The sequence below is a fragment of the Candidatus Nitrosocosmicus sp. FF01 genome (assembly GCF_047711275.1).
Taxonomy (GTDB): domain Archaea; phylum Thermoproteota; class Nitrososphaeria; order Nitrososphaerales; family Nitrososphaeraceae; genus Nitrosocosmicus.
This window is the reverse complement of sequence record NZ_JBLNIG010000002.1, coordinates 354,971-375,558: the sequence shown is the minus strand read 5'-3', so window position 1 is coordinate 375,558 and position 20,588 is coordinate 354,971. Positions and strand designations below refer to the sequence as shown.

General features: G+C 32.5%; 21 protein-coding genes. 11 read left to right on the top strand and 10 right to left on the bottom strand.

Annotation, left to right across the window (positions count from 1 at the left end; translation table 11 throughout):
- Nucleotides 1–300: 300 nt before the first annotated feature.
- Nucleotides 301–774, bottom strand: a complete 474-nt coding sequence (locus ACMT7R_RS07415) for a ferritin-like domain-containing protein (protein ID WP_415310984.1) — start codon at nucleotides 772–774, stop codon at nucleotides 301–303.
- Nucleotides 775–1,495: 721 nt separating this feature from the next.
- Here ACMT7R_RS07415 and ACMT7R_RS07410 point away from each other — a divergent pair.
- The 3 genes from ACMT7R_RS07410 (at nucleotide 1,496) to ACMT7R_RS07400 (ending at nucleotide 2,826) form a co-directional block, all read left to right on the top strand.
- Entirely contained in the window at nucleotides 1,496–1,732 is a 237-nt protein-coding gene (locus ACMT7R_RS07410) for a hypothetical protein (RefSeq protein ID WP_415310983.1), read from the top strand.
- A 409-nt stretch (nucleotides 1,733–2,141) separates the two neighbouring features.
- Nucleotides 2,142–2,441 carry a hypothetical protein gene (locus ACMT7R_RS07405; RefSeq protein ID WP_415310982.1) on the top strand — a complete coding sequence of 100 codons (300 nt, stop codon included), beginning with the start codon at nucleotides 2,142–2,144 and terminating at the stop codon, nucleotides 2,439–2,441.
- Nucleotides 2,442–2,628: 187 nt separating this feature from the next.
- Entirely contained in the window at nucleotides 2,629–2,826 is a 198-nt protein-coding gene (locus tag ACMT7R_RS07400) for a CDGSH iron-sulfur domain-containing protein (RefSeq protein WP_415310981.1), read from the top strand.
- 388 nt (nucleotides 2,827–3,214) lie between these two features.
- On the opposite strand, the gene ACMT7R_RS07395 is transcribed toward ACMT7R_RS07400, so the two are convergent.
- The 3 genes from ACMT7R_RS07395 to ACMT7R_RS07385 form a co-directional block, all read right to left on the bottom strand.
- Nucleotides 3,215–3,592 carry a VOC family protein gene (locus ACMT7R_RS07395; RefSeq protein ID WP_415310980.1) on the bottom strand — a complete coding sequence of 126 codons (378 nt, stop codon included), beginning with the start codon at nucleotides 3,590–3,592 and terminating at the stop codon, nucleotides 3,215–3,217.
- A gap of 346 nt (nucleotides 3,593–3,938) precedes the next feature.
- A complete protein-coding gene (locus ACMT7R_RS07390; RefSeq protein ID WP_415310979.1) occupies nucleotides 3,939–4,178 on the bottom strand; it encodes a hypothetical protein in 240 nt (79 codons plus the stop codon).
- 216 nt (nucleotides 4,179–4,394) lie between these two features.
- Complete coding sequence (locus tag ACMT7R_RS07385; protein ID WP_415310978.1) at nucleotides 4,395–4,652, bottom strand: hypothetical protein; 258 nt, start codon at nucleotides 4,650–4,652, stop codon at nucleotides 4,395–4,397.
- A 1,315-nt stretch (nucleotides 4,653–5,967) separates the two neighbouring features.
- On the opposite strand from ACMT7R_RS07385, the gene ACMT7R_RS07380 reads away from it, so the two are divergent.
- On the top strand, nucleotides 5,968–6,444 hold the full coding sequence (locus tag ACMT7R_RS07380; RefSeq protein WP_415310977.1) for a VOC family protein: 477 nt from the start codon (nucleotides 5,968–5,970) through the stop codon (nucleotides 6,442–6,444).
- A gap of 387 nt (nucleotides 6,445–6,831) precedes the next feature.
- The gene (locus tag ACMT7R_RS07375; protein WP_415310976.1) at nucleotides 6,832–7,878 is read left to right on the top strand and encodes an LLM class flavin-dependent oxidoreductase; all 1,047 of its coding nucleotides are present in this window, start codon (nucleotides 6,832–6,834) and stop codon (nucleotides 7,876–7,878) included.
- A 168-nt stretch (nucleotides 7,879–8,046) separates the two neighbouring features.
- On the opposite strand, the gene ACMT7R_RS07370 is transcribed toward ACMT7R_RS07375, so the two are convergent.
- From ACMT7R_RS07370 to ACMT7R_RS07360, 3 genes are all read right to left on the bottom strand, one after another.
- Nucleotides 8,047–8,283 (bottom strand): hypothetical protein, encoded by a 237-nt coding sequence (locus tag ACMT7R_RS07370; RefSeq protein WP_415310975.1) that lies wholly within the window; start codon nucleotides 8,281–8,283, stop codon nucleotides 8,047–8,049.
- 290 nt (nucleotides 8,284–8,573) lie between these two features.
- Nucleotides 8,574–9,959, bottom strand: a complete 1,386-nt coding sequence (locus ACMT7R_RS07365) for an SLC13 family permease (protein ID WP_415310974.1) — start codon at nucleotides 9,957–9,959, stop codon at nucleotides 8,574–8,576.
- Between the two features lie 118 nt (nucleotides 9,960–10,077).
- Nucleotides 10,078–11,541 carry a hypothetical protein gene (locus tag ACMT7R_RS07360; RefSeq protein WP_415310973.1) on the bottom strand — a complete coding sequence of 488 codons (1,464 nt, stop codon included), beginning with the start codon at nucleotides 11,539–11,541 and terminating at the stop codon, nucleotides 10,078–10,080.
- 409 nt (nucleotides 11,542–11,950) lie between these two features.
- On the opposite strand from ACMT7R_RS07360, the gene ACMT7R_RS07355 reads away from it, so the two are divergent.
- Both ACMT7R_RS07355 and ACMT7R_RS07350 read left to right on the top strand, forming a co-directional pair.
- Nucleotides 11,951–12,370 carry a transposase gene (locus ACMT7R_RS07355; protein ID WP_415310972.1) on the top strand — a complete coding sequence of 140 codons (420 nt, stop codon included), beginning with the start codon at nucleotides 11,951–11,953 and terminating at the stop codon, nucleotides 12,368–12,370.
- 17 nt (nucleotides 12,371–12,387) lie between these two features.
- On the top strand, nucleotides 12,388–12,498 hold the full coding sequence (locus ACMT7R_RS07350; RefSeq protein ID WP_415310971.1) for a hypothetical protein: 111 nt from the start codon (nucleotides 12,388–12,390) through the stop codon (nucleotides 12,496–12,498).
- Between the two features lie 6 nt (nucleotides 12,499–12,504).
- Here the strand turns inward: ACMT7R_RS07350 and ACMT7R_RS07345 are convergent, their stop codons facing one another.
- Entirely contained in the window at nucleotides 12,505–13,239 is a 735-nt protein-coding gene (locus tag ACMT7R_RS07345) for a ZIP family metal transporter (RefSeq protein WP_415310970.1), read from the bottom strand.
- Between the two features lie 316 nt (nucleotides 13,240–13,555).
- Between ACMT7R_RS07345 and ACMT7R_RS07340 the strand changes: the two genes are divergently transcribed.
- Entirely contained in the window at nucleotides 13,556–14,026 is a 471-nt protein-coding gene (locus ACMT7R_RS07340; RefSeq protein WP_415310969.1) for a pyridoxamine 5'-phosphate oxidase family protein, read from the top strand.
- A 383-nt stretch (nucleotides 14,027–14,409) separates the two neighbouring features.
- On the opposite strand, the gene ACMT7R_RS07335 is transcribed toward ACMT7R_RS07340, so the two are convergent.
- Nucleotides 14,410–14,676: a hypothetical protein gene (locus tag ACMT7R_RS07335; RefSeq protein ID WP_415310968.1), complete on the bottom strand. Its 267-nt coding sequence runs from the start codon at nucleotides 14,674–14,676 to the stop codon at nucleotides 14,410–14,412.
- 254 nt (nucleotides 14,677–14,930) lie between these two features.
- Between ACMT7R_RS07335 and ACMT7R_RS07330 the strand changes: the two genes are divergently transcribed.
- Together ACMT7R_RS07330 and ACMT7R_RS07325 are read left to right on the top strand one after the other, a co-directional pair.
- Nucleotides 14,931–15,131 carry a hypothetical protein gene (locus ACMT7R_RS07330; RefSeq protein WP_415310967.1) on the top strand — a complete coding sequence of 67 codons (201 nt, stop codon included), beginning with the start codon at nucleotides 14,931–14,933 and terminating at the stop codon, nucleotides 15,129–15,131.
- A gap of 202 nt (nucleotides 15,132–15,333) precedes the next feature.
- Entirely contained in the window at nucleotides 15,334–16,194 is an 861-nt protein-coding gene (locus ACMT7R_RS07325; protein ID WP_415310966.1) for a Ku protein, read from the top strand.
- Nucleotides 16,195–16,296: 102 nt separating this feature from the next.
- Here the strand turns inward: ACMT7R_RS07325 and ligD are convergent, their stop codons facing one another.
- The gene (gene ligD / locus ACMT7R_RS07320) at nucleotides 16,297–19,245 is read right to left on the bottom strand and encodes a DNA ligase D (protein ID WP_415310965.1); all 2,949 of its coding nucleotides are present in this window, start codon (nucleotides 19,243–19,245) and stop codon (nucleotides 16,297–16,299) included.
- Nucleotides 19,246–19,584: 339 nt separating this feature from the next.
- On the opposite strand from ligD, the gene ACMT7R_RS07315 reads away from it, so the two are divergent.
- Complete coding sequence (locus ACMT7R_RS07315) at nucleotides 19,585–20,556, top strand: FkbM family methyltransferase (RefSeq protein ID WP_415310964.1); 972 nt, start codon at nucleotides 19,585–19,587, stop codon at nucleotides 20,554–20,556.
- The last annotated feature ends 32 nt before the right edge of the window (nucleotides 20,557–20,588 follow it).

Sequence of the window (20,588 nt, the reverse complement as noted above, 5' to 3'; positions counted from 1 at the left end):
CATTAACCATGATTTTCAAAATTGGGACTGAAAAATAATATTATCAATCAAAATATACTTTATTACCATAAAAGAGGGGAAGATCTAACGTGCTATTAGGACTAGAATTCTGTTTATTAAAGAACGAACCTAAATTATATCCAAGTTCGGGTAAATAATTTATTGAACATATTATATATTGATCCGAAATTTAAAAACTCGTTATATAGAATCTGTTAATCTGCATTTGTAAATTATTCTCCGCAACCAAATTTTTCTGTTTAAAAATTTATTATTTATTTAAAAAAAGGATTGTTTCTATCAGATCTCTAGTTTTTTTAGAATGTCTTCAATATTCTGTTCGTCTTCCAATTCGGCATCTAATAGTTCTAAAGCAAGATGATATGTACCATGATCTTTGCCATTAGCACTGTTAGCTAAATCATTATAGTGCTTGATCACTTCTCTTTCAAATTCAAGTGCTTTTTCCAATGCGCTTCTAAGTGTTAGATATCGTGATGGTTGAAGCTTACCAAGACCACTATCCTGCTCCCATTGCGATGGTTCATCTGTGGGTTGAGCTTCTAATTGCATCAACCTGAATGCAACCTTCTTTGCATGACCTAACTCCTCCTTTGCTCTTTCTTCAAAAAACTCTGCTTCCAACACTCCCAATCCTTCTATGTTTTGTGACACATACCAGAAGTAATGAAATGCAGACAGTTCGGCTCCATATGCTTTTTTTAGCATCTGTACTGTACCTTCAACACCAGGTCCAGCTATCTCTTTAGCCATTTTACCCATAGTTAATCATTTATACTGCGTTTTCCTTTTATATAAATATTTCAAAAATTATGGATATTTTATAAAAATATTAGTACGGATTAACCAAATATTAGTACAAATTAATATGGTAAAAGGACTATTAATTTTCTACCTTAGCTGCTATGATAATTTATGCCTCAATTCACGTGGAAAGATTATTTTTTTACTCTATTTTCATTAAAACTTATCAATCACTTGAATTAGTTTTTCCCGTTATTGAATTTCGATAAGTATCGATCAAATGATACTCTAATAATAAAGGCGATTATTAAAATTTAGAACAAGGACATGAAATCTGGAACAAAATTAAATAATATGATTAGCATAAACTGATCCTTGATTGCAGTATATTACCTCAGAAACAGAGGATGTGTCTATATCATTAGTCTAATAATAGATAATTTAGAATGAGGGAGAGGAGAAAATAGCGTTATTTGAAACCTGGTCCAATCAATACCAGCTCGTTCACGTTTGTTTGTACTTGTATGTTTAATATCACATTAGTATCAATTATCTTGGTTCTCCTATTATCAAGCAAATTTGAATGCTTAACGTATAAACTGTTAGATATTTCGTTACAATATATAATTATTTGAGGAATGGACTACAACTTAAATTAGAGACATATTCTCATTTTTGAGATTGAAATCATGCTTTAGATAATATTCTAATTTATTCTAAATAAGCAAAAATGTCTACATCAAATAAAACCGAGACTACAACTGATGCTAGCCCAAGTAATGATAACAAGAAGACAACGGTTGAAAATAAAGCTAAAAATGAAGCAGAATTGACAACGGATAAGGTACCAAAATTTCGAGATTTAAATGATTGGTTAAGGAAGTGGGGATATGAACTTAAAGATACCACTAAAGAGAATAAAATAGAATCTATTGAATTTCAAGCATCACCAAACTCTTTTGCTTGAAAATTTGTGGAATAATTCAATTTCAGATAGAGAAAAAAAATAATTGAAATCGAAAAGTGCGTAAAAGAGATCATTTTGAAACATGAAGCAAAATCTAATCTTAATGTCAATTCGTCTCAGATCCTCTTTCGCATCATGGAGTCATGTGTTGACCAGATATTGATTTTAATTCCTACTACTGATTTATTTTGGAGTATATATGATAGTAAACTTCTTCATTCGATTTCTGCGATGTTGGTAAAGGAAGTAACAGTAAAAATACTTATTCATATAGAAGAAGATCAAAATGCTTTAAAGGACGAAATAAGGTATAAACTGAGGACTTGGCACAAGACCTTATTATCAGTACCAATTTCTTTTCAAAAAAATTCCTCACTCGTATGTATCAATAATTGTAGATAGTGTTATTTTGGCAGAAGTAACGTATATTAGCGAAAAACAACTATTAGCTCAAGAGGAAGAAATACACCCCTCAATTTCTTTTTTTATTCAAGATGCTAGAGTATCATCGTCAACTTCGATGTTCGACATTTTATGGATACAGTCTGATTTTGAAAGACAACAGAAAATCAAACAAACTTATTTCGATATATTTAAGGGATTCAAATTAAGAAGCGAGAATTACCATCGGGATTGGAATTTTGAAAGAAAAATATCCAAGAATTCTACAAATAAAAATAATAACATTCAAGACAATCAATCAAACTAATTCTGTTATATTGCAAGATATGGTTCATCAGATCTTTGGTCTAAAATCTGCTATTTAGAATGATCAAATCTCAACTATACTTAAAGGGAAGTATCAAAATTATTATCTTGTAATATACTCATCAGAAAAGACTGGTATGCTTTAGTTTTAAGAATGTTTTATAACATGCTCTGTAGTTGTGTACAAGATGGTAAGATACGTCAAAAAAGAAGATAAGGGTCCTGTAGAGGTGAAATTTGAAGGTGTCAGCAAATGGATTTGTATGTGTGGTTTAAGTGATAATCAACCATTTTGTGATGGTTCACACAAGAAAACATTAGGGGAAGAAGATGGAAAAGTATATCGGTACAATACAGACGGAACAAGAGACGAAATACAAATCTAAATCACATCAAAATATACCATTATCAATAATTTTTTGTTTACAGAAGATTACTTGTAATGATGTGTTTGCTATATGCATTTTAAAATAATAATATTTTTATTAAACTTTTAATTTGTTTATGAATCCAAACAATTATTGATTTTACTGTCCATGTCCCAAAGTGATTACCGTTTTGGATATATAACTATTAATAACCAAGAAACTTCAATTTTTGTATTAATACAATGTAGATTTACATGTAAACAGGTAGAATTATTATTTTATTTTCTAAATCACAATATTTATGAACTCAATAATTAGGAACATTCCCAGGCAACTCGTACATTATCAGAAATACATCTCTTTCACTTAAACAACCTGTTATTATAAAAGAGAATTTATGGCCGGACTAACCTTCTTTCTCTTCAAATAATCCAAACATGTTGTTTTCTGAATCCAGATAGATCCTGATATAACCCATATTTGGAACAGGCATTTTTGGCATTATAGCTTTGCCTCCAGCTTGTTCTATTTTTGTAGTATAGTCATCAATGGATGATACTGTAATGTAATTTGTTACTTTATGATCTGGAGATTGTCGTTTCATCATTCCGCCTGAGATCCCTCTATTGCCTTTTTCATCCCGAGTTTGAAACATCCAGTAATCTTGATCAGGATTTCCCCCACTAATTGCTTTTTCCATATTCCATCCGAATACATCTTTATAAAATTTTTGACCTCTTTCAACATCATCTGCAGGTATTTCGAAATGTTGAACTGTTGGCAATTTATGAGATTCCCTCCGATTTGAAATATACTAATTTCATCCTTATCGTCTATAATATTGTAAAAAAATTTTAAAAAGATTCCTCTTTATACGAAGGCTACCAACTATAAAGTCTGAAAGGATTTTGGTTTTATATAATATCTCAACGTCATTTACATTTTGAGATCAAATAACATTTTTGATATACATATAAACTATCGAAAATCGATCGTATCTATCGTACTATTAACATGAGTTCACCTTTCTACGCAGTAGATTTAGAGCTATTAGAATCAGTCAAATCCTATCTAAACCAAAAATCAAAGTGAATGATTTAGGCATCAATATCTGTCTGATGATGGTTGTTTTATTGTAAAAACTTTAATAAATCCTCTCGCTGGACGGTCAATAAATTGACTTGATGCTGGGTTTGGTCTTTTCTATCTTTCAAGATTTTGAAATCACCAAGACCATCTATCAAAAAATTAACATCTAATTCAAATAACTCCTTTTTTATCATTTTCCTTGCTATTTCAGCAAGAAATGGCAATAAGAATTGATAATCTGAACATATGCTTACAAAATCATTCATACCTTTAAGTGACAAATACTCAGAGTAGTATTGTCTTACCTCGTTAAAGCCTATGTCAAGATTAATTGAAACCTGTATGGGCGATTTACTTTTGAAAACATGAGGTATGCCCTAGATCTAGTAGATTTACCTTGAGATTCGGTTTCTCCGTCTAATTTACGGGAAATTTTACCAATCTCACTAAAGGATAAATGGATCGTTTGAGAGATTTCTCTTGTTGTTTTCCCTTCTTTAAGTAGCTTTTTTGCTAATTTTTCCTTTTGTTTCTTGTCTAGTATCTTCATATTTCCTTATAGAAAAAATGCTTAAAAGATTATTTTTGCTACTTACCAAATAATTGAGATTGATACCACTGATTCCTCTGCTACCATTAGGTATCGATAAAATCAAGTCATTCGACAATTTCACTAGCTGTGAACTTCTAAATGAAGGGTCAGGATAATTTAGTATATAAATCCAGTCCGTTATGAAAACCTGTCTATTTTTCATTGATAAACTGTCGATAAAACAGCAAAAATGTAAACTAAAGATAATATTAATTACATATCATAAATTCTGGTCGTGTTGGATATATAAATAATAATCAAATAATTGAAATTTTTCCGAGACTGATATCATTCTCAAATCCTTCTATTAATTTTGAATCTATCTAAAGCTTCTATGATTACTAGAAATGATAATCTGGACCAAAAATAAATAATATTTCAGTGGATATATTGTTACACTCAGACTCTAATGAAAAATAGGCATGATTCCTTTGAATCAGAGAAAAATAGTAAAAGGCCACATTCATGCTAAAAGTACTACTCAAGTCATCGAATTCACTAGGAATGTCATTATATCACCATATAAAAAGACCGTAGTGATGAAGCTGAACAATATAGAAACTCGGTACTCATTTCTATCTTACCATTCTTGGGTTTAATACAAATGCATGAGAAGGTTCCCCACGTGAACTTCCAATTGATGCCTTTACTATTTTTCTAATTCATTATTACCTTGAATATTTTGCAATATCTAACAGTCCTTGAAATGAAAATGGGTATTAATAATATCAAATAAACTCAATATCAATAAGCTGACAAATCAAAATTCTTGTGGTTAATCATACAAAATTAAGAATTGTTATAAGAAAATGATTACATAACAACAATGTATCGTTTTAAGAATTGTAGATAACAAAGGATAGTATGTAGATGCAATAGTCGCGCGTAGATGAATAAGTTGATGATCTGGCAGGATCCGCACAACCTAATAACATACTATCCTCTGTTATGGAAACTTGTTTCTGTTGCCGTTCTCAATTGCAGTAGTTGGTTAGTCCGCAAGAGCGCAATTTATATTGTATAATCAGAACCACAAAAGAATAACTCTTAATTGATGCATAATTATTACAATCGAAGGATAATTATTATCAAATTTGTTTATCCTTCCTGAAGGAGAGATATTATCTTTAAATCCATTGATCATTCTAATATATGCTATACATTATGAAGAAAGTTAATACATTGGCAGGATATTTAGAAATCTACCAGACATCTAGTTTTTGAGTAATGGTGATAAGAGAGATATAAGTTAAATTATTTTTATTCTGCCATTAAGGTTAATAGCTATATTAAATGAGCATTTATCGATATGAAAATAATTCGATCTAATCGATAGGATAAATTTAGAATAAACATGAAATAATCCATTACGCAGTGTATTACATATATACCATATACTAATCAATCAAATACAATACAAAGGTGAATATGTTTTGACAAGCTATCATAAATCTAAGTTTGATTATTCAAAGTCATAAATGAATAATATAAAAAAAATTCCAGACGGTTATCATTCAATTACACCTTCATTGGTAGTAAAAGATGGGAAGAAAGCAATAGATTACTACAAAAAAGTTTTCGAGGCAAAAGATAAGGGAACCATGATGACACCAGATGGCAAATCTGTGGCTCATGCAGAATTGGAAATAGGAGATTCCAAAATCATGTTAACAGATGAATTTCCGGAAATGAAGTGTCTATCACCTGCAAGTATTGGCGGAAGTCCAGTTTCTTTGTATCTGTATGTCGAGGATGTAGATAAAACCTTCAATCTTGCGGTTTCGGAAGGTGCCACAGTTTTATACCCTGTTGCCGATCAATTTTGGGGAGATAGACATGGAAGCATACAAGATCCATTTGGCCATATTTGGTCAATCTCAACACATGTAAAAGATCTAAGTGAGGAGGAAATTAAGAAAGCAGCTGCTGAAGCATTTTCAAAAACATCAAAATAATAAATCTATCTATTTTATTGTCTAATTATTTTTTTTGCTTAAATAAGATTATCGACTTATGAACTTGATATACCAACACACATAGATACCAAATGAATCATAATTAATCCGGCATCAAAACATATTAATTCTGCCGTTGTTCCTCATGAGGTAATGATTGTAGTAGAAGTTTAGATCAGAAAGATTATGTGGAAACTTCAGAAATGAGAAACTCGATCGAGTTTCGAATGAAATTTTGATAGATAATTCTATAGTAACGTGTCAATGATGATCAACTGATATAATAATCTATAATGTTCTATGAAATTAGATCGAGCTGTGTATATAACTAATGCCATGAAACTTTATGCTGTCCTTAAATAACAAAAACTTTCATAGATTAATTAGATGCAAGTAGGGATAGATAGCTTTACCGCTGCCCACGATGACTCCAGCCTATCCGTTAGCCCGGCGGAGCGTCTGCAGCAATTGATAGAACAAATCGAATTAGCCGATCAACTTGGATTAGATATTTTTGGAATAGGAGAGCATCATCGACGAGAATTCTTAGATTCAGCGCCTGCTGTAATATTGGCGGCTGCGGCTGCACGCACTCGGCATATACGACTTACCAGCGCAGTAACTGTGCTAAGCGCTGTAGACCCTGTTAGATTATTTCAAGAATTTGCTACCCTTGATCTAATATCAAAAGGTAGGGCCGAAATGGTTGTAGGGCGCGGCTCATTCATCGAAGCCTTTCCTCTTTTTGGGCTATCACTAGAGGATTATGACTCACTTTTTGAGGAAAAGATAGATTTGTTATTAAAAATCCGTAATAATGAGTATATAACTTGGTCCGGAAAATATAGACCAAGTCTCGATAGGCAAGGAGTTTATCCAAGACCCCTACAAAATCCCTTACCTATATGGATAGGTGTTGGTGGAACACCTGAATCATTTGCGCGTGCAGGTACTCTTGGACTTCCATTGATGGTCGCGATAATAGGAGGGAAAACACATCAATTTCGTCCCATTATTGATCTTTATAGGGAGGCAGGAAAACAAGCAGGACATTCGCCTGACAAACTGAAAGTCGGTATACATTCGTTGGGATATGTTGCAGATAAAACTCAAGAGGCCATTAATGATTTTTTCCCAGGCTATGCTCATACTATGACAGAGATTGGAAGAGAGCGTGGATGGCCCAAGATGACACGTGAAAGTTTTGATATTCAGAATAGTTCAAGCGGTGCCTTAGTCATAGGCGATCCTCATGATGTAGTTGAAAAGATCATTAGACACAGCAAAGCATTAGGGGGCATCTCTAGATTCACATTTATGATGAACCCAGGATCGTTACCACATGAAAAACTAATTCAGGCCACGAAATTAATAAGTACGCAAGTAGCCCCTGCACTTCGTGAACAGCTTGGTGGAGATAATGAGAATATGTAACTGAAATAAAATTCAAATATGAAACATGCATGATTTAGATCGGTCTATTCTGTAATGACCCCGTTTAAATTCAATTTTGGAACTATCAACCCATTAACAACAACGACAATAATAAGATTCTATAATTTTCTGACTGGTTATGAGTTGATACATCCTAGAAATTAAATGTTAAGGGTATGATAAATTGCAATTTATACAAAAAAGATCAGATTTGGAAGGATAATGTTGGTTTTCTAGAGGCGACTTGCACTTATCGCATACAAATTCTACTATTGGAATCTTAGCCGTATCCATGTCTAAATAATTGGTCTTGTCGCTAATTATTTTTAGATTTTCAAGTTTAAGTTCATGATAAAGCATTACCTTCTCGGCTTCTCCACCGTTGAATTTCTCGTATTTTGTCAAATTGTTTCGAATGTCTTCATTGGCAGAAATCCTGTTAATTCTAAATCATGGGACTTATAATCTTACAGGTGTATCAACTCTATTTTAAGTAGTTTGTGCAAGAGTTGTTGTGGCAGCATAAGAAAGTTAGCGACATCTGATTTATGAAATATATGTAGTCGCATTTCTCTCTTTCAAATGATCACAAAAAATTTTCTATGCTCATTTTGATAATTCTACTATTGGGATTCTTAAGTTATCCTCTGTCTTGTTGACACGATTAATAATTCAATAAAAAAATAAAAATTCGCTTACAAGTTATAGGAACTATGAAATATCAAGAATAAATAAAAGACCGTAATATTTAATCCCGTTATTACAGATCCAATTTTTAAGAATTCTAAAAATGTGAACACTTTGACTCCTCTGGACTCAGCAGTTTGCATGATGATGATGTTGCTTGCAGCTCCAAATATGGTAAGGTTGCCGGCAATGGTACTTGCTGCTGCTAGCATTAACCATGCGTATACATCATCTCCATCAAAACCATTCTGGATCATATATAGATTATACGTGGCTACAAAAGGCACATTACTCAGTATTTGACTTAGTATTATGCTGACCGCAGAAATGATTGCATTATCATAAACCAAATTATATGTATTATCTGAATTAATTGGAGGAAAAAGTCGTAAAATATCAGGAATTAGTCCTGAGGTCCATAAAGCCGATGTAAATATAAACATACTTATAAAAAAGATCAAAACAGAATAATTCACACTTTTTAAAATCGGAATTCTTTCTTTACAGAATATGTATAATGAAGCGGCACCCAAAAGTGATACTGTACCAATATCTAGATAAATTACTTCAAATAGGATATTGAATACCTCCGATATAATTATTACTGCAATAGTCGATAAGAAAACGATCACAGAAATCTTGGCAAACTTGTTAGCAAATGAAAATCGAGTCAAATTTGATTTGATTCTAGAATCTCCATCATCAAACCTATTATTATAATCATAATTATTGTAATCATCACAACTATCTGGATTATGTTCTTGTAAAAGAGACTTTGTATGTATATTTTTCTTATAATAAAAAGACAATACTAGTCCGCTTAGGAATAAATTTATGATTGTAGGAGGTCCAAGTATTGCAAAGAATGTAATGAATGGCATAGATATGCCGCTCTGACTAGCAATAAGCAAGTTTTGTGGATTTCCTATGGGAGTCATGACACTTCCAATGTTTATTCCCATTGCGATTGAAATCAAAATCACAGAAGGTTTGATACCTAATTGTTTAGAAATTGATATTGCAAAAGGAATTATGATAATAGCTGCGGTGTCATTTACAATAAATGCCGCCAGAAATCCTGATAAAATTACGATAATCATTAGAATGTACTTGACTTTTTTAATTCTGATCAATATCTTTTGAATTACATAGTTTAATACTCCTGATTTTTCTAGTGCAGAAGTAATACTGAACATTCCGAATAGAAATCCTATGACTTGAATATTAACCGACTTCATAGCCGAATCAACTGAAATTACTCCAAATCCTAAAACAAGAATCGCTCCTATGGACATTATCAACCAAAATGGAATATTCTTTAATTTTGATCTAGCCGTTATAATAGCATAAACTACAAGAAAGATACACAATGTAATAATTTCATTCAATTCCATTTATACTTCCTCAATGATTTCAAAAGAATTTGTTGATTTTTTCTAGCATTTGATTGAATTATTTGTGATTCATGTGACAGTAAAAAATTGAGGAGATGGGAAAGTTCTGATAAGTCGATTAATTTGTTTTCTCTGTAGTATTATTCATAGGCATATTTGAGTATTCTTTGGTAATAATACAGTCTTTTGTTTCCATAAAAGAAATACTACCAGAACATCCTTCAGAATAAGCAGATGAATAAGAATTCAAGAGTGCATCTAGCGACTGATCTCCTGTTTGGGATGCAGCCGACACTATGTTATATGCACTTGCGGGTAACTTTTGAATCATGCCAGCTTCGTTGGCAAAAATCATACTAACCCCAGGTATACCTTCTATATCATCATAATTGATCTGTATTGGAAAGTTAGATGTGTTTGCTATTCTATCTATGGGATTAATCACATTAACCTTTATGTAAACAGTAGCATTATCGTCATCAAAACCAGTGATTTCAGGAATTTCGATACCAATGCTTATTGCCTTTCTTAAGGAATCGGCCAAGTCTTTTTGGACTTTTACTTTTTCTTCCTCAAGAGAAATAGTAGTAGAACTATTTTGCAAAGAAAAACTGTTATTCATGACAGGATCGATATTTTCACCAGATAATAACTTAGGTTCAATGCTACTAAGATTTGTTTCAGGGATCGGGTTTTCTTCTAACGTCTGGTTTGATGCAGAAATGATTGAATCAAGAGTACCATTTAAACTATTTTCACCAGATAAAAGGTTGAAAAATGGACGGACTTTATCAATAATGCTGTCAAGAGTTGGGTCGGTTGATAACGTAGATAGTGCGGAAGCCGATGATTGGTTAGTATGATTTTCCCCAGATGCAATGGATCCAAGTAATGATGAAATAGAAGCCGATGATTGGTTATTATTTTCACCAGATAAAAGGTTGAAAAATGGACGGACTTTATCAATAATGCTGTCAAGAGTTGGGTCGGTTGATAACGTAGATAGTGCGGAAGCCGATGATTGGTTAGTATGATTTTCCCCAGATGCAATGGATCCAAGTAATGATGAAATAGGGGCAATATTATCAATCATACTGGCATTAGGTTTGATTTCATTAGCTACATTGGTCTCATTTGATACCTGATCGATACTACTAGTCATATCTGAGGTATTTTCAATAGTCCCGGTTTCTGTTGTAGTTTCTACATCCTCTACTGTTATTTGTCCATTAATGTGACTCCAATTGGGATCGTAATATTGATAAATACCGGCATTATCAAAAGTTACGTTATATGATTCACTGGGGCCAAAGTAATCTCCATAAAAAATATTCGACGGTCCTGTATCTGGGTTTCCGGATACTATCTGATGATAAGTAGAGTCTTTATTCACCCATGTAACAGTTGTATCTTTAGATATAGTAAGATTTTCTGGTGCTATTGGATTTTGACTAGCACTGTTAGTAGCGCCAGGATTGATGCTTATAGTAAAATCTTCTTCTTGAGCGATTGCTACTGCCAACCCATTGTAATTTGTTATCAAAAACAAAAGAAGTACAGTTGATACAATTATGCTTCTCATTTATTAGTGGTAATTAAAAGTTCAACTATATATTGATGATCTTGTTTGCTAGGTTATGAAGATATATTGTTATATGATCTGACTTTAGTCCAGAACGATCAGTTAATTTCAAGATCTTCATTTTATCAAACCCTACATTCATAGACTCCTCCATAACTACTGTCCTAATAACGACCATCTAGATCAATAGTAGTTAGCAGATACTAATTTATCTGAATATCAATCGTTCATCTTAATACTCAATGGTAACAGTATAACGGTACAATAGCTAAAATAGAGATCATTCTCTACTAGAATTACAAAAGGAAGAAGGAATATGTATTACTTTCATAGATATATCTAGTATATCATCTAAGAGCCTATCCCAAAATTCGATAGAAATATAGCTCCTTATCTGTCTTGGTAAACCGTGATCTGTGTCCAGACTAAGGAAGACAAAGCAATACATACTCTTCCCACCATCAGAAGGATTCCCAATGAATTATGGGACGAGTTTAAGAAGATACTGCCAACAGAAAAGCCACCAAAAACTGTGGGTAGACCGATTATACCATACAGAAAGGTATTGGATGGTATTCTTTACGTTCTTAGAACAGGATGCCAATGGAAAATGTTGCCCAAGGAATATGGTTCTGGTTCTGTTTGTCATAGGAGATTTCAAGAGTGGAATAAACTAGATGTATTTAAGAATGCATGGATCAAACTATTGAAAAACTATGATGATAAAATTGGTATCAACTGGACCTGGCAGTCTATCGATTCTATATCCGTAAAGTCGCCTTTAGGGGGGACAAGACAGGAAACAATCCCACTGATAGAAGCAAACTAGGCACAAAAAGACACATTTTGACAGAAAAGAAAGGTATTCCTCTGTCGGTTGTAATTTCACCTGCCAGCACTCACGACATCAATCTGGTAATAGAGGTAGTCGATAAAACCGTCATCCGAGATCTTTAAGTTGTATTAACCTACGCCAATTGATACTCCAAATCCTATTATAAAACCCATAATGGCTCCAAACGTTGTCAACCATTCCTTCTCCTTATGAGCTTTTGGTATCATGTCAAAATGAAGCATGTAAAAAATCCCGCCTGCAGATAGTGCGAGGATAATACCAATCGAAGTATCCATCCCTTTCATAAAAAATAATCCAACAAGACCCATAATAACAGGAATAATTGAAATTATGGCAGTTGCGATGAATATATTTTTTATTTTGTTGAGAGGCGAATTACTCTCCTTCATTTCATGAAAAGAGGCTACACCTTCAGTCACGTTTTGAATTCCAATAAGAAAAGCAAGAGCTGCAGCTGAACCCATAGAGCCTACTGCGGCACCTATTGCTAATGATTCAGGTATAGAATCCATACCCATGCCAAGTAATATGCCCGCTCCACCACCTTTTTTCTCCGCTAACCAATCAAGAAAAGAGAACAAAATTGCACCAGCGATAAATGCAATAATTGTCACTAGTAACCCAACCAACTTCTCCGCTTCTACTACCATTTCAAATATTGCTGCAGCTATTAAGATACCTGCACCAAAAGAGGTCAGGGCTAAAACTGCCCTGCGAGAAAAATTTATTCTTTTAGCCATATATATGCCAAGAAAAGATGTGAAACCAGCAAAGGATGTTAACGCTATAGTTTGAATAATTTCAAATGAGCCTATATTCAAACCTATGATATCTGTGATCATGTGATGTTTATCTTGAACAATCAAACAGGATATTTATTGATTTTGATAATAGTGACATGATATCATTTTGATTTGAATTTAACATACATTGGTATAACATCTTATTCGACCAAAATTCATGGTCAAGGAAAAATAACAATTAGATCCCGCAAGTTAAACCAAAGTCGAACCTAATACATCAATAAATAAGAAACCTTCTTCTTTTTATACTCATATTCATCACTTGACATATTTAAAACAGAAAATTTTCTTTAATAATAGATCAAAGGAGAGAAAAGAAAAGAACTTTTATCTACATATCTAACAATTAATTAATATGAAGATCATTAATGCTGCCTCCGAAACACCTGGTATGACCAGGGAAGAAGCGGAGAAATTTCTTGAAAGTAAATTGAATCTGCAATTAGCTACTGTTGATGAAAAAGGTGATCCAAACATCCAACCCGTTTGGTTTTACTACGACAAAGATAAAGAAAAACTTTGGATAAACACATCTAGATCAGCTAAGAAAACCCAAAATATTCGAAAGAGGTCGACAATTTATTTTTCTATAGATGATGAAAATCCTCCAGTCAGAGGTGTTAAAGGCAAAGGTGTTGCGAACATAATAGATGATCTTAAAATTGTTGGACCGCTAGGAGACAAAATTAGTTTGAAATATCTTGGTACATTGGACCACCCAATCGCAAAAATGATATCTGAAGAATCAAAGAAGGGAGAAGTTGTACTTATTGAAATTAATCCAAAGTTTTATTCTACTTGGGATTATGGTAAAATGCAGTTTTGATTTGTGACTTTATTTTTTTCCTTTTTACTAGTAATTGAAAACCGACTTTCAACTAATTATCTCTTAATAAAGGGAATTATTCTGAGGAATAGATTAAATAATGATCATAGTTCTGATGAGAACTTAACTATTCAAAGGTTGGATCGGATATTTTTCTACAGAAGATAAGTAGATCTTGTACAGAAATTTGCTACAAGAGACAAAATGTTTAAAGCAATTATTCATCCAATAACTGAAATTAGCTTGCTAGCATTTAAGACTAAAAGTAACTGCTAGATTTAAATTCTTATGTGATGCTTAAGTCTAATCATTTCTTAACTGTAATTGTTTTAATAATCGCATAAATGAATGAGAGCTTCCGCACACATGAAAAAATAAGGCGACTATTGTTGACCTGCTGCGTTGCTACCATCATTTAAGTTAAATGATAATGCAACATTGTTACAGGATGCTGTTGTATCTCCCAAAGAGTCACAGGCTGATGCTTGAGCTATAGTTGAATTTTGACCTATACTCTGTTCTGATTCATTTGATTTCTTTTTCTTGCCATGGTGGTTGTCACCGCCTGCAAATGCTTGGTTATCAATCCTGCTAATAGCTACTATTGATCCAACTAGTGCAGCTGCTACAAAGATGGATAATATTGACAATTGAATTTTTTATTCACAAAAAATTACTTTCAAATTAAGATATTGGGATTATTTAATTAAATCAAAAAATAATTTTACAAATGATAATTGCCAAAATATTTTTTGTGAACTTCCTTTTCTCGAATCTACTATGGATAGAAAGTAGTTGATTAAGCCCTTTGCGTGGCTATAATTAATTATTCATATTATAATAATAATTATGAGGTTAAATCATACCATAACCTATATACATTAAATGGATTAAAATCGATCAAATGAATACCAATTTGACTGTTCTAGTCATTATGATCTCAGTCGCAAGTACAACTATAAGTGCCACGGCAACAATCGCAACCCAAGAAATTTTTGCACAGAACCAAAATACTTACATGGATCATCTCATTAACGAATGTATGTACAATAATGTTACTGCCTGTAATGCTCTTGAACACTATAACTCTACTGAATTCCCATAATTGAATTTAGTATTAGTACGTGTGATATTGAGTATATTTGTACAAAGATTAGATCACTTGATAGTATATTGACTTTTGATAAAATAACACCTTCTTGCGAGTTCTATTTATTATCTTATATAAAAAAATTCTAATTCAATGTAAAATTATAATTTATGTATCGTTATAAATAGACAGGTCATCATAATATTTTAGACAAACTTTGGGGACCAGAAGTGTTTGGAATGGCAGTATATCATTCGGGTTAGTAAACATTCCCATAAAGTTATTTACTGTGTTAGATGGCAACAATGAATATTCCTTTAATCAATTAGATGAAAAAGGACATAAGATTCAATACAAAAAATGGTGTCCAGTAGAGGAGAGGGAAATTCCCTATGAGGAAATAAAGAAAGGGTACAAGATATCAAAAGACGAGTATGTTATAATAGAAAAAGAAGACTTGGATAAAATCAAAGCAATAACTACAAAGACAATAGACATTAAAGAATTTATAGATTTAAAGGATTTTGATACTATTCTTATCGAAAAGAGTTATTATGTATCGCCATCTACGGATGGATCCGCAAAAAAAAGGAGAGGCAAACAAAAAGAAAATTTGGTGTCAGCTTCTAATAAGGCCTTTAAGCTATTTGTTGATTCGCTAAAAGAAACAAACAAAATTGCTATAGGCAAAGTAGTTCTTAAAGATAGGGAGCATTTAGTTGCCATTCGCCCATACCAAAGGGGTTTGATAATGCATCAGCTAATGTTTCAAGAAGAGATAACACCTATAGATGAAATAGAAGGTATGCCAGGGTCCGAATCATCTGGATCATTAGTTCCTATAGATGAGAAAGAATTAGAACTTGGGAAAATGTTGGTAGGAAATTTGACTAGTTCACAATTTGATGCAACACAATACTCAGACGAATATGCAAAAGAATTAGAAAAATTAGTAACTGCAAAATCTAAAGGGATTATCTATAAAACGGAAGAGAGGGATGACTCAAAGGATACAAGCAATGATCTTATAGAGGCATTAAAAGCAAGCGTTCAAAGGAGCAGATCCTCTAAAAACTAATATATGTCAATCCTTTTACTTAATTATCTTTATTAAAGGACCAAAAGAAGAGGACCATCATAGATTGGCTTTCCCCTTAATTAATAGGCATTTTTGCGTTCTTTATACTTTGAAATCCGAGATATCATTAAGAATTTCTTCAAGATTTTGCCTGCATGATAAAATGTCGTTCCACGAGTTTATCTTTCTCTTGTATATTTCGGGCACTGTCATTATTGTAAAGTCGGTGGGTATAATACCTGATAATTCTTCCCATTTTAATGGGACAGATACAGGGGCGTTTTCTATCGGCCTTACCGAAAAAATCGATGCAAGTGTTTTGCCAATAGAATTTTGGTTATAATCAAAGAACACTTTTCCCTTTCTATCAGTTGTTTTCCACTCTGTAGTAATTTTACTCGGCATACTTTTCTTTAAGATTTGTGATATTACCTTTGCAAATTCCCTTGCTTGCTTATGTGAATACAAGTTGATTATTGGTAAGAAAATATGTAGACCCGTTTTTCCCGAAGTCTTTACATACGATTTAAAATTCAATCCATCAAAAATATCTTTTAAACCGTATGCAATTTCTACTGTCTCTTTAAAAGCTTCTAAACCGTATGCTGGTTCCTTTGAACTATTTTCATCGTCAACATTTAAGTAAGGATCCAAATCAAAAACTATAAAATCCGGATAATTTAGGCCACACTCCTTTGTTTCTAACAAATCCATCTTATTGCATTCATTGTAATCGTTAACTCTGCTATTCCATGGGTGTATTTCAATGCATCCTAAATTTATGAGCCATAATAGAGTTTCATTGTTATTGCATACAATGTAGTTAATCTCCTCCTCATAATTTGATTCTGAATATACTTTAACTGTTTTTACATACGTAGGTTTGTCAAACTTCCAATCCTTTTGATAAAATGCTTTTCCATGTATCCCATCTGGATATCTACTAAGAGATAGAGGTCTGTCTTGAAGAAAAGGTAGCAGATGCATACTCATTTTATCATAATAGTCTATCAAGTCTCTTTTCGTAATAGCGGGGCGATCTCTTGTTGCTTTCCAGAATTCCTTTTTCAAATGGGAAAAGGATTTGTTATTTTCTGTTACGGGACTACTACTGTGCTTATTTTTGTTTATATTGTTATTAACTTGGGATTTATTTATATCACCTGCTGCGATATCATTGAATATTCTATCACTTATTTCAATGACACATTCAGAGGGGGGCTTGTCGTTTCTAACTCTTAGAAAAATAGGTGCTCTCATAATCTTATTGTTGGTCCAATCGTTGAATTTCACTTCTATTACTGTTGTGGGTTTTACCCATATTGTCTCCCTGTTAAGATATGGAACGTTTCTAATGGGACATTGTATAGTTTCTATCTCTCTTAATTTTTGATAAATTATAGGAAGGTTTTCAAAATTAAATCCACTTCCGGTATGACCTATGAATTTTAATTGACTGTCATCTGGAGAATCTAGGTTATCGTTTTTATTTTTATTATCTATAGCAGCAAGTAAAAGGGATCCAAAATAATTTTTCCGGTTACCTTCACCTCTTGTATATCCAATTACTATGCAATCTTGAGTTTTGATATTCTTTATTTTGAGCCAATCTTTGGAACGTGTACCACTATAATATCTACTGTTTTTATGTTTCGCAATTACCCCTTCAAGGTTCATACTCTTTATAGTTTCAAAAACGTTTATACCAAATTCCTCGACATAGTCGGATAACCTTATCTTCTCGTTTTCTTTTTTAATAAGAAATGATAGTATTTTCCTTCTTTCTATAAAAGGCGTTTCTTTTAGGATATTATTGTCTAAATATAATATATCAAATACATAATATACTGCAGGATAAAGATTAGACAAAATGTCAATACTCTTTAAGGAATCGATATTCATTCTTTTTTGATGATTTTGAAAATTAGGATATCCCTCCTTATCCAAAACAACTATCTCCCCGTCCAAAACGGCAAAGTCTTTGATAATTGCTTCGTTTAATGCAGACGTTAAGGTTTTTTCAATCTCTGGATAACGATGAGTGATAATATCGCCACTGCGTGATCTTATAAAACAAGCCTTGTCTCGTATATTTACAAGAGTGATAGCTCTTACTCCATCCCATTTTATTTCAAAAATCCAGTTCTTATCATTAAATGGTTTATCTGTAAGAGACGATAACATCGGTTTCGCCTCTTTAAAGAATGTCTGTTTTAATGATGAGTTAATAAATGGTGATGGTGATGGTGGAGGATTTTTGGTATCTATATTCGTATTTGGTATATTCGAAGCAACCGTGTTGGTTTCTGTGGGGTGTCTAGTAACAATATCTGGATCTTTAATATTATTTTCTAAAGATTTTTCGTGTTTGTATTGGATCATCTCTCTATTTGTTTTTCCAGTTAGCACAGATTCGGGTCTACTTTCTGTTATATCCTCATATTCATCCTTATCCTTACGGGATAATCCATTTGCATATTCATCATCTAATTTTATCAATAACCATTGATTTTCTGTCTTGGTTCTTATCAGCGAAAACTTGCCTTGTAATTTCTGTCCATATAGATTGAAGGTAATCTTGTTATTTTTTCTTATCATTTCTGATACATCTTCTTCATCTGATCCGGTAACTTCTGCATATTTTGTGGCGGTAGATTTTGATAAAGTGTTTCTTTGTATTGAATACTCACCAGTATCCCATACTATTACGGTACCAGCTCCATAGTTTCCTTTAGGAATTACCCCCTCAAATAACAAATAACTTACTGGATGATCTTCAGTTTGTATTGCAAGTCTCTTCTTAGATGGATCTAAAGAGGGTCCTTTAGGAACTGCCCAAGATAGAAGAACGTTCTCTTTAATTGATTCAAGCCTCAAGTCGTAATGCAATCTTGAAGCTTCATGTTTTTGGATCACAAATCTAGGTTTTGTTCCTGGTGAATTATGATTATTTGATATGCGATTCTCACTTTCATTTCTATTTAACTTGTTAATTCCGTCAGGCTCTGGAGTGGCCTTAAAATTTCTCTTCCCTTTATACTCGTCTAACATATCTTTTCAATCTTATCTTGGGGTGAATACTTGAAATACTGTCTAACTCTAAAACAACATATCTGTAGATATACATTATGATGAAATTTTTGATTAATTTATTATGTGATACAGCAACTGCAATAGCAACAACAGTCTCAGGTCTTGTTTATATATACAAGCACATAAAAAACTCCTGCAATCGAATAAAAGCAAATACATTAAACTAATGCCTCAGTGCGCTCTAGCTAACAAGAATACGCTATACCAAATTCTAAAAAAAATCATGATGAGTCTATTATTGATTAAACTGTCATATTTGTTATATACTTTATAAACTATCATACCTTTGGATGAGAGATGACAATATCCAACAATTATCCACAAGAAATAGGCAATAATGCATTTAATAGATTTGTCATTCTCACATATCGGACTATTTTTATGATAACCAATAATATCATGAAAGCAGCACTAGGAAATGAAAGAAGAAACACATCAAGATTATTTCAAAAATTACAAAAGGGCAATGAAGTTATTTCCTCCTTCTTGCTAAAAATTTTTCTATATAAATATTTGAATAAATTGGGCTTTGGAAAGGAAACGTCCAAGATCTATATACCTAAATACGATTACAAATTTCATTGTCCACTTAACATGGTAGATTATATGAGCTTGATTTCAAGAGAAGAAGCAATTTTGACAAGATTTGATCCTCAGCCAGGTGATGTTGTCCTAGACATAGGTGCGAATATAGGTCGATACACAGTTATTGCAGCAAAAAAGGTGCAAAATGAAGGTAAGGTAATCTCCATAGAAGCTAATCCATCCATATTTGAACTGTTGAAGAAAAATATTCAATTAAATGAACTAGCGAATGTTATACCTCTAAATTGTGCAATTTTTTCTGAAAAAACTAAAATAAAGTTTTTTGTTAATGACGATCTAAGAAATAATCAATTTGGAACGATAAATACTGATATTGATAATTTTGCAAATAAAGGATTAGGAAAACACGTGTACGTCGATGCGAATACCATTGATTCTATATTGTCAGATAACAATATTGAGATTCAAGAAGTAAAATGGATGAAAATAGATGTCGAAGGAGCAGAATTGGATGTAATAAAAGGGTCTAAGGAATTAATATTAAGAGCCCAAAATCTCAGAATAATAGTCGAAATACATAATTTATCAAATGGTACGACCTATCACAAGGAAATTAAAGAATTTTTAGAATCTTTCGGATATACAATAGATTTTGAAGATCGTAGACCCAGTGGTGAATCGCATCTAATTTTCAAAAAGGAAAATAGTTTTATGAATAAATGATTCTGGAAATATTAAAGTCAGTTATCCGATTG

Excerpts from the sequence above, each read along its gene's own strand:
- ACMT7R_RS07340 (WP_415310969.1), top strand. The coding sequence starts at position 13,556 with ATGAAGATCATTAATGCTGCCTCCGAAACACCTGGTATGACCAGGGAA.
- ACMT7R_RS07330 (WP_415310967.1), top strand. The coding sequence starts at position 14,931 with ATGAATACCAATTTGACTGTTCTAGTCATTATGATCTCAGTCGCAAGT.
- ACMT7R_RS07345 (WP_415310970.1), bottom strand. The coding sequence starts at position 13,239 with ATGATCACAGATATCATAGGTTTGAATATAGGCTCATTTGAAATTATT.
- ACMT7R_RS07315 (WP_415310964.1), top strand. The coding sequence starts at position 19,585 with ATGACAATATCCAACAATTATCCACAAGAAATAGGCAATAATGCATTT.
- ACMT7R_RS07365 (WP_415310974.1), bottom strand. The coding sequence starts at position 9,959 with ATGGAATTGAATGAAATTATTACATTGTGTATCTTTCTTGTAGTTTAT.
- ligD (WP_415310965.1), bottom strand. The coding sequence starts at position 19,245 with ATGTTAGACGAGTATAAAGGGAAGAGAAATTTTAAGGCCACTCCAGAG.
- ACMT7R_RS07415 (WP_415310984.1), bottom strand. The coding sequence starts at position 774 with ATGGCTAAAGAGATAGCTGGACCTGGTGTTGAAGGTACAGTACAGATG.
- ACMT7R_RS07380 (WP_415310977.1), top strand. The coding sequence starts at position 5,968 with ATGAATAATATAAAAAAAATTCCAGACGGTTATCATTCAATTACACCT.
- ACMT7R_RS07410 (WP_415310983.1), top strand. The coding sequence starts at position 1,496 with ATGTCTACATCAAATAAAACCGAGACTACAACTGATGCTAGCCCAAGT.
- ACMT7R_RS07375 (WP_415310976.1), top strand. The coding sequence starts at position 6,832 with ATGCAAGTAGGGATAGATAGCTTTACCGCTGCCCACGATGACTCCAGC.
- ACMT7R_RS07360 (WP_415310973.1), bottom strand. The coding sequence starts at position 11,541 with ATGAGAAGCATAATTGTATCAACTGTACTTCTTTTGTTTTTGATAACA.
- ACMT7R_RS07400 (WP_415310981.1), top strand. The coding sequence starts at position 2,629 with ATGGTAAGATACGTCAAAAAAGAAGATAAGGGTCCTGTAGAGGTGAAA.
- ACMT7R_RS07385 (WP_415310978.1), bottom strand. The coding sequence starts at position 4,652 with ATGAAAAATAGACAGGTTTTCATAACGGACTGGATTTATATACTAAAT.